Raw genomic sequence first — 12709 nt, 5'->3', positions numbered from 1 at the left:
TTCGAGATGAAAACGAGGTTATCCGCGAGAAAATATCTATTTTCCAGAGTAACCGAAACTTTTTTATCAAAAATGGGGGGATTACAATGGATTTGCAATTTAAACGCCACCGCCGTCTGCGTTCAAGTGCCAATATGCGGGCACTTGTAAGAGAAAACCATTTACGAGCGGAAGATTTTATTTACCCGCTGTTTATTTATGAGGGAGAAAATATCCGCAATGAGGTACCATCCATGCTAGGAGTGTTCCAAGTCTCGATGGATCATCTTCAAGCAGAAATGGAAGAGATCGTGGCACACGGAATTAAATCCGTATTGTTATTCGGTATACCGGCAGAAAAGGATGAATGCGGCACACAAGCTTATCATCATCATGGTATTGTGCAGGAAGCTACCCGCTTTATTAAAGAAAAATTTCCGGAAATCATTGTTGTAGCAGATACTTGTCTATGTGAATATACGAGTCACGGCCATTGCGGGGTTATCAGCGGTGAAAAAATTCTAAATGATGAATCGCTTGATCTGCTTGTTCAAACGGCGGTAAGCCAGGCAGAAGCAGGAGCGGATATTATTGCCCCATCCAACATGATGGACGGGTTTGTGGCCGCGATTCGTGCCGGGTTGGATAAAGCTGGGTTCTTAGATGTACCTATTATGTCCTATGCTGTTAAATATGCTTCTGCATTCTACGGACCATTTCGCGAAGCAGCAGAGGGCGCACCGAAATTTGGCGATCGCAAAACCTATCAAATGGACCCGGCCAATCGTTTGGAGGCATTCCGAGAAGCAGAATCTGACGTTGCTGAAGGCGCAGACTTTCTCATCGTAAAACCTGGCATGCCATACCTTGATATTGTCCGTGATATAAAAAATAACTTTAATGTACCTGTTGTCGTCTATAATGTCAGCGGTGAATATTCGATGATTAAAGCTGCGGCACAAAACGGCTGGATTGATGAGAAACAGACTGTTTTGGAATTGTTAACCGGCATGAAGCGCGCCGGAGCGGATCTTATCATTACCTATCATGCCAAAGATGCGATACGTTGGCTGAATGAAAACCAATAAACCAATTCGAAAAGAGGGAACTAGGGTGCGTTCATACACTAAATCAATTGAAGCATTTAAAGAAGCCCAAACACTAATGCCCGGCGGCGTCAATAGCCCGGTCCGTGCCTTCAAATCGGTAGATATGAATCCAATTTTTATGGAGCGGGGGAAAGGATCGAAAATCTATGATATTGATGGCAATGAATACATTGACTATGTCTTGTCATGGGGTCCGCTTATTTTGGGGCATTCCAATGACCGTGTTGTAGAGGCACTAAAGAAACAAGCGGAAATGGGAACAAGCTTCGGCTCTCCGACATTGCTTGAAAACAAGCTGGCAAAGCTTGTTCAAGAGCGTGTCCCGTCAATTGAAATTGTCAGAATGGTTAACTCTGGAACAGAGGCAACCATGAGCGTTTTAAGGCTAGCAAGAGGCTATACTGGTCGCAGCAAGATTTTAAAATTCGAAGGCTGTTACCATGGACACGGTGATTCCCTATTGATTAAAGCTGGCTCCGGTGTTGCGACCCTTGGTCTTCCCGACAGCCCGGGAGTACCGGAAGGCATTGCGAAAAATACGGTGACGGTCCAATATAATGATCTTGAAGGGGTAAAATATGCCTTTGAACAATTTGGCGACGACATCGCCGGTATCATTGTCGAACCGGTCGCCGGCAATATGGGGGTTGTGCCTCCAAAGCCTGGTTTCTTGGAAGGCTTGCGCGAAATTACCACCCAATATGGTGCCTTATTAATTTTCGATGAAGTCATGACAGGGTTCCGAGTCGGTTATAACTGTGCACAAGGTTATTTTCATATTACACCGGATTTAACTTGCCTTGGCAAAGTCATTGGCGGCGGACTTCCAGTCGGGGCTTATGGAGGCAAAGCGGAAATTATGAAGCAAATCGCACCGAGCGGGCCTATCTATCAAGCTGGAACATTATCCGGCAACCCGCTGGCCATGACGGCAGGCTATGAAACATTAAGCCAATTAACACCAGAGCATTACAAGGAATTCATCCGAAAAGGCGACATGCTAGAAAAAGGCTTTAAAGCAGCTGCCGAAAAATATGATATTCCAATTACTTTCAACCGGGCAGGGTCTATGATTGGCTTCTTCTTTACCAATGAAGATGTGATTAATTATGAAAAGGCAAAACAATCGAATTTAGAGTTCTTTTCCGCCTATTACCGGGAAATGGCCAATCAAGGCATATTCTTGCCGCCATCACAATTTGAAGGCTTATTCTTATCAACAGAACATACAGATGAAGATATTGAAAAGACGATTCAGGCGGCAGAGAATGCTTTTGCAAAATTGAAATAAATAGTAAAACACTCATGGGAAACTGTGAGTGTTTTTTCATCATTTATTCATTAAATTATTTTTATTTTTGTAACGTCTGCATGCTATAATTAGTGCCGTAATTCTATTATTTTGAAGGGGTGTTTATGTGAAGTATAAGAAACTGGGGATTCTTATAATGGCAGTAGCCGTTATTTTCAGCCTAACTGGCTGTAATCTGCCCTTTTTTCATAAAGCACATCAATCGTCAAAACCAAAAAAAGAGGAAAAAATAGCCCAAGAGCCGGTTAAGAAGAGAAAGCCTTATATTCCAAACAAGTCTGAAACACTGCAGCTCAATATAAGAGATTATTTACGTTCATACAAAGATTTCAGCGGCAGTATTTCAGTTATGCAAGACAACCAGATTTTGTATCGTCAAGGTATTGGGTATGCCAATATTGAAAAAGAATTGATGAATACTCCTACCACGACATTTCCGATTGGCTCGATTTCAAAACTATTTACGGCAACCAGCTTGATGATGCTGCAAGAACAGCAAAAATTAAGCATTCAAGACCCAGTTTCAAAATATATAGCAGGCTTTCCAAACGGTAGCCGTATAAAGATATATAACTTAATGTCGCATACTTCCGGGATTCAAGGCCTTAATTGGCATAAAGGTGACACCACTCCATTAAAGCTGGTACGGGAGATCGCCAAATTTCCGGTGAAATTCCAACCTGGAACGAAATGGGACTATCGAGATTCAAATTATATGGTATTAGGCTATATTGTGGAAAAAGTAAGCAGGGAGCCGCTTCATCAATTTATTCAGCAAAATATCTTGGACAAGGTTCATATGAATAATACGGGATTCATGACACCCGAGCACCCTGCGCCGTACACTGCCACAGGTTATGTAATGAAAGATAACCAGATGAAAGAGACTCAAACTTTTAACGTTTATGCCTTATACTCCTGTGGAGATATTTATACAACACCTTATGATTTATCATTATTTGACCATGCCTTAATGAGCGGGGAGCTTGTTTCTGAGAATAGCCTTAAGCAAATGCTTACACACGGACCTTTTTCAAAATATGGACTCGGATTATATTACGATGGACAAAGGGCCTGGAGCAATGGCGTATTGCCGGGCTATTATACGACACACTCCTATTTTAATGACAAGACGTCAATTGTTCTATTTTCTAATACGAAGAAGGTTTCATTAACAGATCTTGACCATATGGTGTTAAAAATTCATGAAATGGTTCAAATATTGCCGAAAGATGGTAACCCTATTGAAACTTCCTAAAAGCACCTTTTTATTTTCGGGGTGCTTTTTTTGCTGCAGAAAATTGCCTTTTGAAATTCACCGGGGATGTTTTTTAATCATAAATAAAGAAATTGCTTCATAGAGTGTAAGTGACATAGTGATTTTTGCGTAAAGGAAACGAAAGGAGGAGTCGCTTTGTCCCAAGAGAATCAATCGTGTCTGCGATTTTCCTTGGAAGAGACGTTATGGTTTAGAAAAGGACAGGAAGTCGAAGAGCTTGTATCCATTTCCCTAGACCCTGACATCACGATCCAGGAAAGTGATCAGTACGTAACAATACGCGGTTCGCTGGAATTATCCGGTGAATATAAACGTATCAATGTCAGCAATGAAAGCGGGGAGGACAGCAATGCCTCGCAGAAATTCGTCGAGAGAGTAGCGGAGCTTGAGGAAGGAAATTGTGAGTTTTCCCACCGATTTCCAGTTGATATAACCATTCCAACTAATCGGATTCAAAGCATATACGATATTGATGTTCTTGTGGAATCATTCGATTATTCTTTTCCAGAGCGCAGTTGTTTGAAGCTTTCGGCTGAACTGACGATCAGTGGTTTATATGGTGCAGAACCCGCGCAGGAAAAGGAAGATGTACAATTAGAAGCAGTTTACCGTGCGGACGAGGAAGAGGAGCTTGAGGAAATTCACGTAGAACAACCTGCCATCCAAAGTCAAAATGAAGACAACTTTTTATTTACAACGGAAGCAAGGAAACAGCAGGAGGATGAGCTCCCGGTATTTCCGAAATATCCAAACTTCAGTTATCAGCCCACGGAGAAAGAAGAGGAAGATGCTCCTAGTTTCTCATGGAATGATCAGAAGGCCCGGAGTGAAGAAAAACATGTAGAAGTGAAAGTTGAAGAAGAGGAAATTGTCGTAACAGATATACATGAGGATGTTCATGTAGAAGAAGATCATATCATCGTAGAAGAAAGTTCATCTTCTTCCCCGGAAGAAGGGTTGAAGCTGAAGAAGAAACTGTTCGGCAAGAAAAAGAGCATGACCTTAACAGAATTTTTTGCCCGCAAGGACGAGGGCCAGGCGCAAACGAAACTAAAAATGTGTATTGTACAAAAAGGTGACACGGTGGAAAGTCTTGCTGAGCGTTATGATGTAACAACTCATCATCTGCTCCGTGTCAATAATCTGGATATTAATCAGGATGTCTATGAAGGCCAAGTATTATATATTCCAGCGGCTTTAGCAAAAAAATAGTCACACAAATGAGCGGGTTCCATGCGGCCTGCTCAGCTTCTTTTCTCGGCTGATAGGAAAAATTACTTTCCAAATTAGGAATAAGTGCAACTACGCCTCATGAGCACGCCCTATTGGGCTTACCAGTCGGCGAGTTTTCTAAAAAAGAGGGTTGAAAAAATGAATGAGCTAAATCAGATAGCTGCCGTTGCCCCAATATTAAAAGATTATCAAATCGAACCTTTTTTTGTGGAAAATATCGGAAATATACAAAAAATCTATTCCAACAAGGGAACATTTGCCTTGAAAAAAATTGCACCCTCTATCGGAACGGATTTCGTCCGTCATGTACATCTTTTGTATCAAAGCGGATATAATCGCATTGTTCCAATCTATCCGACGATGGATGGCAGATATGCCGTTTTGTATGGGAACGATCTTTATTACTTAATGCCATGGCTTAATAATAATGTTAACGAGGAACGGGAGCAGAAAAATCTTCAACTGTTTCGTGAGTTGGCGAGACTTCATACCCTATCCACCAAAGAAATTACAGTTAACAAGGAGGAACGGCTGGAACATTATGAAAAAACGATCCAGCAGTATGACAAACATCAAGAATTTTTAGAAGGATTTATAGATGAATGTGAAAAGAAAACATATATGTCACCATTCGAATTATTATATTGCTTATATTACAATGAAACAAGACAGGCAATTAAGTTTTCAAAGGCAAAATTTGAAGAATGGTACGAGAATACAAAAGAAACAGACAAGGCACGGATGGTGATTAACCACGGAAAGCTGTCATCTGAGCATTTTTTATATGATGACAGGGGATACGGGTATTTTATCAATTTCGAAAATGCCCGCTACGGATCGCCCATTCATGATTTACTGCCATACTTGTCACGGTCTTTAAACACCAATCCAAAACGGAATGATGATGCAATTGATTGGGTACACCATTATTTTAAATATTTCCCATTTAAGACAGACGAGAAATTATTATTTTACAGCTACCTTTCCTACCCAATCCCAATGATTCAAGGAGTGGAGAAATATTACCGGAAGAAACACTCAAAAAATGAACTGAAATTTGTCCGGAGATTGCAGCAGTGCTATTGGCATTTAAAAAATACTGAATATGTTGTGATGCGGATGTCAGAAATTGATCGACAGCAGCAGCAACCAAAAGAAGGAGCCCAATAGCAGTAGTAATCAAAACTGCAATATGGGCTCCTAAATAATATCTAAAAAAATCGACAATGCAAGAGTCACAAGAAGTGCCAGCAAAAAAACATCAAAAACAGTCGGCAATAAAATGGTCCGTATCCCTTGAAAAATGATAAGCGGGATCATAAAGCGGCCGTAAAATTGCTTAAAACCTCTAACCCAGGGATGGTATTTGTAGCGTTTGAAGCTTCCCCTCACTGAAAACCTCCCCTTTACTAAGTTGATCTATTATAAACAACCTATCTTAGCAAGTTTTCTATATGTATATTCTGAAAGACGAGGAAGTTCCCTTAAAAATTATATAGAGTATAAATTATAAAAAAATTGGCCATCCTGATTGACGTCAATCCCCTTTTTTCGGTAGTATATCAATGTAATTAAAAATGAAAAGCAGAGACTGGGAAGAGTATGATGCAGCCCTTGTTTCAAGAGAGGGAAATCATTTTGCTGGAAGATTTCCTAACAGGAGCATCAGAAGGTCGCCCACGAGCTTCTTCTGTGAACGAGATTTTCGCAATCGAAGTAGCAGAAGACGGAGAAAAAACCGTTATGTGATGAAGTGCCAATCAGATATTTGATTGGAAAAAAGGTGGTACCGCGAAGCACTCCATTCGTCCTTTTATGACGAATGGAGTTTTTTATTTTGACAAATTGATCAGGGAGGCTAATGAATTGGAACAAAAGGAAATCACAATGCCCACCAAATATGATCCGCAAAAGATTGAAAAAGGTCGTTATGATTGGTGGTTAAAGGGAAAGTTTTTTGAAGCGAAGGATGATCAAGGAAAACAGCCATACACCATCGTTATTCCGCCGCCAAATGTAACCGGAAAGCTGCATTTGGGCCATGCTTGGGATACAACCCTTCAGGATATTATTACTCGGATGAAACGGATGCAAGGGTATGATGTTCTCTGGTTACCGGGAATGGACCATGCGGGGATTGCCACTCAGGCAAAGGTAGAAGCAAAGCTTCGCAGTGAGGGCAAAAACCGGTACGATTTGGGCAGAGAAAAGTTTGTTGAGGAAACATGGAAGTGGAAAGAAGAATATGCATCACATATCCGCCAGCAGTGGGCGAAATTGGGACTCGGGTTGGATTACTCCCGCGAGCGGTTCACTCTTGATGAAGGTTTATCTAAAGCTGTCCGAGAAGTATTTGTTACTCTTTATAAAAAAGGTCTGATCTACCGGGGCGAATACATTATCAACTGGGATCCTTCAACGAAAACAGCTTTATCGGATATAGAAGTTATTTATAAGGATGTTCAAGGGGCGTTTTATCATTTGAAATACCCGCTTTCGGACGGATCGGGCTATATTGAAATCGCGACAACCCGGCCGGAAACGATGCTTGGCGATACAGCAGTTGCGGTTCACCCTGAAGATGAGCGCTATAAACATTTAATAGGCAAAACTGTGGTCCTGCCAATTGTCGGCCGTGAAATTCCGATTATTGCGGATGATTATGTTGACATGGAATTTGGCTCTGGTGCCGTAAAAATCACACCTGCCCACGACCCGAACGATTTTGAAGTCGGTAATCGTCATAACTTGGAACGCATTCTCGTGATGAATGAAGATGGTACGATGAATGAGAAGGCGGGGAAATATCAGGGGCTGGATCGCTTCGAGTGCCGTAAGCAAATAGTTAAAGACCTACAGGAACAAGGGGTACTGTTTAAAATTGAAGACCATCTCCATTCTGTCGGTCACTCCGAACGTAGCGGCGCAGTTGTAGAACCATATCTTTCCACTCAATGGTTTGTCAAAATGAAGCCTCTTGCGGAGGAAGCAATCAAACTTCAAAGCAAAGAAAATAAAGTAAACTTTGTACCAGATCGGTTCGAAAAGACGTATTTGCACTGGATGGAAAATATCCGTGATTGGTGTATTTCTCGTCAGCTTTGGTGGGGACACCGGATTCCTGCCTGGTATCATAAAGAAACTGGTGAAATCTATGTGGATCATGAGCCGCCTGCAGATATTGAAAATTGGGAGCAGGATCAAGATGTATTGGATACATGGTTCAGCTCAGCGCTTTGGCCGTTCTCAACAATGGGCTGGCCTGATAGGGAAGCGGCAGATTACAAGCGTTATTTCCCGACAGATGTTTTAGTTACAGGCTACGATATTATCTTCTTCTGGGTATCGCGAATGATCTTCCAATCGATTGAATTTACCGGCGAGCGTCCATTTAAAGATGTCTTAATTCACGGACTTGTCCGTGATGAACAAGGACGCAAAATGAGCAAATCATTAGGCAACGGGGTTGACCCAATGGATGTCATCGACCAATATGGCGCCGACTCCTTACGTTATTTCTTATCAACAGGGACCTCTCCAGGTCAGGATTTGCGTTTCAGTACGGAAAAGGTCGAAGCAACATGGAATTTTGCTAACAAAATTTGGAATGCTTCCCGGTTTGCCTTGATGAACATGAATGGCTTGACGTATGAAGAAATTGATTTCAGCGGCGAAAAATCCGTGGCAGACAAATGGATTTTAACACGCTTGAATGAAACTATTGACCATGTGACAAAGCTTTCCGAACGTTATGAATTTGGTGAAGTCGGCCGTACCCTGTATAACTTTATCTGGGATGACTTCTGTGACTGGTATATCGAAATGGCGAAACTGCCGCTATATGGTGAAGAGGAGGCGGCGAAGAGAACGACCCGTTCTGTTCTTGCTTATGTCCTTGATCAAACAATGCGACTCTTACATCCGTTCATGCCATTTATCACTGAAGAAATTTGGCAAAACCTCCCTCATGAAGGAGAATCGATTACCATCGCCAAATGGCCTAAAGTAAAGCCCGAATTATCCGACGAAGAAGCAGCCCAGGAAATGAAGCTGCTTATGGAAATCATCCGCTCAGTACGAAATATTCGCGCAGAAGTCAATACGCCATTAAGCAAGAAAATCAAAATGCTCGTAAAAGCGAAAGATGAAACGATTGTTAAAGTGATCGAGAAAAATCGTGCCTATATCGAACGTTTCTGTAATCCGGAGGAATTACAAATCGGTATCCTTATTGAAGCACCGGAAAAAGCGATGACAGCTGTAGTAACAGGTGTGGAAATCATCCTGCCGATTGAAGGGCTGATTAATATAGAGGAAGAAATTGCCCGACTTCAAAAAGAATACGAACGCCTTCATAAAGAAGTGGAACGTGTTCAAAAGAAACTAAGCAATGAAGGCTTTATCAAAAAAGCACCTGAACATGTCATTCGTGAGGAACGGGCAAAGGAACAAGATTATCTGGAAAAAAGAGCAGTGGTTGAAACTCGTTTAAAAGAATTGAAAGGTATATAATAAGAAGAGGCGAATCCGCTAGCCGGGTTCGTCTTCCTTTGTCTAGCCCCTCTAGGTCAAATACAAGATGCACTAAAAGTCGAAAGGCGGACTTTTAGTTGCAGAAGAACATTTCCCTGTCGGGGCTGACCAAGGCGCTTGCACTTTTCTTACAACAGAAACTATTGGGGTGTCTATATGTTTACTACTTATCAAGAAGCCCTCGACTGGATCCATGGAAGATTAAGACTGGGCATTAAACCAGGGTTAAAACGGATGGAGTGGATGATGGATAAGCTAGGCCATCCGGAAATAAAAGTGAAAGCCATCCATATTGGCGGCACGAATGGAAAGGGTTCGACTGTTACCTTTCTGCGTTCCATTCTTCAAACAGCGGGTTACACTGTCGGGACCTTTACTTCCCCATATATTGAACAGTTTAACGAACGAATCAGCATAAATGGAAAGCCTATCAGCGACAGGGAGATTTTGGAGCTGACGAATGTCATTGTTCCGCTGGCAGAGGAGTTGGAGAAAACGGAGCTTGGCGGACCGACCGAATTTGAAGTCATTACGGCAATGGCGTTCTACTATTTTGCCGAGATGATAAATGTAGACATCGTTCTTTATGAGGTTGGTTTAGGAGGCCGTTTTGACTCAACAAATGTGGTAAAACCATTAGCTTCGATCATTACAAATATTGGTCTTGATCATACGAACATTCTCGGGTGTACCTACGAAGAAATTGCCTATGAAAAAGCGGGAATCATTAAAGAGCGGACACCAATTTTTACCGCTGTCAAACATCCTGGAGCATTAAAAGTAATCGAAGAACAGGCAGAAAAAAGAAATGCGCCCATTTTCCGACTAGACCATGAGTTTTTCATTACAGAACATGAATCCCTTATGAAAGGCGAAGCATTTACGTTGAAAGTTGGCGAACACCATTTTAAGAAGCTCGAAATTAGCCTGATGGGCCGGCATCAAACAGAAAATGCTTCATTGGCTGTCGCCGCATCGTTATATTTAGATCGGCAAGGTCTCACCATCACTAAAGAATCAATCCGCATCGGTTTACAGCAAGGATATTGGCCCGGGAGATTCGAAATATTATCAGAAAATCCGTTGGTGATCATAGATGGGGCTCATAATGATGAAGGCGTCACAGCACTTGTTCAAGAATTATCAAAACGTTACGCTGACCGACATATTCATATTGTCTTTGCTGCATTACGAGATAAAAGCTATTCCAAAATGATTGCCAAACTTGATGGTATTGCAGATCAAATAACATTTGTCAGCTTCGACTATCCAAGGGCAGCAACGGCAGAAGAACTACTTGCACAAAGTAAATCAGAAAACAAATGTGCAGCAAGTAATTGGCAGACCTATCTTTTGGAAGAGATTCCAACCCTAAAAGAAAATAGTATGATGGTTATAACCGGTTCCCTTTATTTTATTTCACAGGTAAAACCAATTTTAATAAAATATTTGAAAAATATAACAGTTTCTTTGTGACAATTATTCTGGTATTTGCTAAAATAACTTTATCTTGAATTAAAAGTTTTGATGGGAGGTGGATATGATGGAGGTAAAATCACATGTAAAAATGATTATTTTCCTGATCTGGATTCTAATTGTTCCTTTCGGAATGTGGTACGCTTTTCAATCATATCCACCGCATCTTTCAGGACGCTGGCTCGATGCTTTCGCATTTTTGCTATTAACTTGTCTTGTTGCTTCGATGCCGATTGTCATCAATGATATGTTTATCTTTTTACTTCAATGGGTTGCACTTGCCGTCTTTTTGGAATTTGGTTTATTTGCAGAAATCGTCATGGCCCAAATAGCGGTTCTTGTTCTTTTGTTTAGACTGGGAGTTCTTTACAAGGGGCAGATGTACCGGCTGCTGCTGAATTCAAATATGTTCTTTTTGGTTTCTTTCTTTAGCGGCATGATTTATTTTTGGCTGGGCGGCCAGACCCAACCTAAGGTGACATCTAACAATTATTCTTTTTGGCACGTGGCTCTATATGCATTTCTGTACTATTTCATCAATCAAATCATTTTTACGATTCATTTATATTATGTGTTTAATAGGAAAGAATCCTTTTTTGGGAAAAGTCTTTTTGTTGAGACAATCACAACATTGATTACTTTCCCGATTGGTTTTATTTTGTTTATTCTCTATAACCAAGTAGGTTCTTCAGCTATTCTTTTTGTCGGTATTCCGTTTGTAAGTTTGTCGATTGTTTTTAAACTTTATTATTCTAGTGAAAAGATCAATGAAAATTTGCAAAAAGCGGCGGAAATCGGACATCAGATGGCTGAACGCCTCCGGGTAAATGATGTGATCGACTTATTTTTTCAAAAATTCAATGGAATGATGCATGTCGATTTTGCCTATATATTTGAAGCGGCTGAGGATCACCTGAAATTATCCCGCGGTATGGAAGCAGGAAGGGTGATATCGGTTGATTTACCTGCGATAAAGAAAAATGAAGATCTTTGCGGGCTTGTCTGGGCTTCCCAAAAAGCGTATTTGTTTAAATCCAGGAAAGAATGGGAGAAATACTCCAAAGGTTATATGCCGGATGGGGCCGAAAGCGTATTATGCGTACCGATTATGCGGAATAATAAGGTGATCGGAGTCTTATTGCTTGCTTCGAAACGCAAACGGGCATATGAAAAATACCAATTAATGATTGCTGATATTCTCTGTTCTTATTTCGCAGTCGCAATGGAAAATGCCAAACATTATGAATTAGCCAAAATGCAAAGTGAACGCTGCGCTTTAACGAAACTGTATAATTACCGCTTTTTCGAGAATATACTCACAAATGAATTTGAAAAACTTTGTCAGCAGGAACGAAAAGTGTTATCTTTAATCATCCTTGATATTGATCATTTTAAAAACGTGAATGATACATACGGGCACCAAAGTGGTAATGAAATTTTGTGTGAACTGGCAAATAGAATCAGTAACATAACTGGGGACGGGGGGACAGTTGCCCGTTACGGCGGTGAGGAATTTGTCATTCTTTTACCTGATGTTTCGAAAACGGATGCTGTTAAAATGGCGGAACTCATCAGGCAATCGATTGCCAATTGGCCGTTTACGGTTACCCAATCGTTTGATCAGGAGAAATTACAAATCAAGATCACCGCTTCGATTGGTGTTGCAACAGCACCTGAAGACGCGGAAGACTACCTGGCGCTGATTCGCCATGCCGACCGGGCGCTTTACGTCGGGGCAAAGCGGGCAGGAAGAAATCGGGTTGCTATGTATTCCAAATAAAGGGGCTG

Annotated in this window: 9 protein-coding genes and 1 other annotated feature; of the genes, 8 read left to right on the top strand and 1 reads right to left on the bottom strand. The window is 41.2% G+C overall.

The window, feature by feature from the left end; translation table 11 throughout:
* The first annotated feature begins 86 nt into the window (after positions 1-86).
* From hemB to ysxE, 5 genes are all read left to right on the top strand, one after another.
* The gene (gene hemB, locus BFU02S_RS01955) at positions 87-1067 is read left to right on the top strand and encodes a porphobilinogen synthase (protein ID WP_066365993.1); all 981 of its coding nucleotides are present in this window, start codon (positions 87-89) and stop codon (positions 1065-1067) included.
* A gap of 25 nt (positions 1068-1092) precedes the next feature.
* On the top strand, positions 1093-2379 hold the full coding sequence (gene hemL / locus BFU02S_RS01950) for a glutamate-1-semialdehyde 2,1-aminomutase (protein ID WP_066365853.1): 1287 nt from the start codon (positions 1093-1095) through the stop codon (positions 2377-2379).
* Between the two features lie 127 nt (positions 2380-2506).
* Positions 2507-3658 carry a serine hydrolase domain-containing protein gene (locus BFU02S_RS01945; RefSeq protein WP_157075835.1) on the top strand — a complete coding sequence of 384 codons (1152 nt, stop codon included), beginning with the start codon at positions 2507-2509 and terminating at the stop codon, positions 3656-3658.
* A 156-nt stretch (positions 3659-3814) separates the two neighbouring features.
* On the top strand, positions 3815-4891 hold the full coding sequence (gene spoVID / locus BFU02S_RS01940) for a stage VI sporulation protein D (RefSeq protein ID WP_066365842.1): 1077 nt from the start codon (positions 3815-3817) through the stop codon (positions 4889-4891).
* A 159-nt stretch (positions 4892-5050) separates the two neighbouring features.
* Positions 5051-6082 (top strand): spore coat protein YsxE, encoded by a 1032-nt coding sequence (ysxE, locus tag BFU02S_RS01935; RefSeq protein WP_066365840.1) that lies wholly within the window; start codon positions 5051-5053, stop codon positions 6080-6082.
* A gap of 30 nt (positions 6083-6112) precedes the next feature.
* Here ysxE and BFU02S_RS01930 read toward each other — a convergent pair whose 3' ends face one another.
* Positions 6113-6304, bottom strand: a complete 192-nt coding sequence (locus tag BFU02S_RS01930) for a YszA family small membrane protein (RefSeq protein WP_066365839.1) — start codon at positions 6302-6304, stop codon at positions 6113-6115.
* A 186-nt stretch (positions 6305-6490) separates the two neighbouring features.
* Positions 6491-6728: a binding site (T-box leader), on the top strand.
* A gap of 50 nt (positions 6729-6778) precedes the next feature.
* Between BFU02S_RS01930 and BFU02S_RS01925 the strand changes: the two genes are divergently transcribed.
* The 3 genes from BFU02S_RS01925 to BFU02S_RS01915 all read left to right on the top strand — a co-directional run bounded on the left by BFU02S_RS01925 (position 6779) and on the right by BFU02S_RS01915 (position 12701).
* Entirely contained in the window at positions 6779-9424 is a 2646-nt protein-coding gene (locus BFU02S_RS01925) for a valine--tRNA ligase (protein ID WP_066365991.1), read from the top strand.
* 177 nt (positions 9425-9601) lie between these two features.
* On the top strand, positions 9602-10921 hold the full coding sequence (locus tag BFU02S_RS01920) for a bifunctional folylpolyglutamate synthase/dihydrofolate synthase (RefSeq protein WP_066365837.1): 1320 nt from the start codon (positions 9602-9604) through the stop codon (positions 10919-10921).
* Between the two features lie 67 nt (positions 10922-10988).
* The gene (locus BFU02S_RS01915; RefSeq protein WP_084360958.1) at positions 10989-12701 is read left to right on the top strand and encodes a sensor domain-containing diguanylate cyclase; all 1713 of its coding nucleotides are present in this window, start codon (positions 10989-10991) and stop codon (positions 12699-12701) included.
* Positions 12702-12709 lie beyond the last annotated feature (8 nt).

Origin of the sequence: Neobacillus fumarioli NBRC 102428, assembly GCF_001591485.1 — a bacterium.
Lineage (GTDB): Bacteria > Bacillota > Bacilli > Bacillales > Cytobacillaceae > Neobacillus > Neobacillus fumarioli.
Note: the sequence above shows the minus strand (reverse complement) of the source record. Positions and strands in the feature narration are given on the sequence as shown.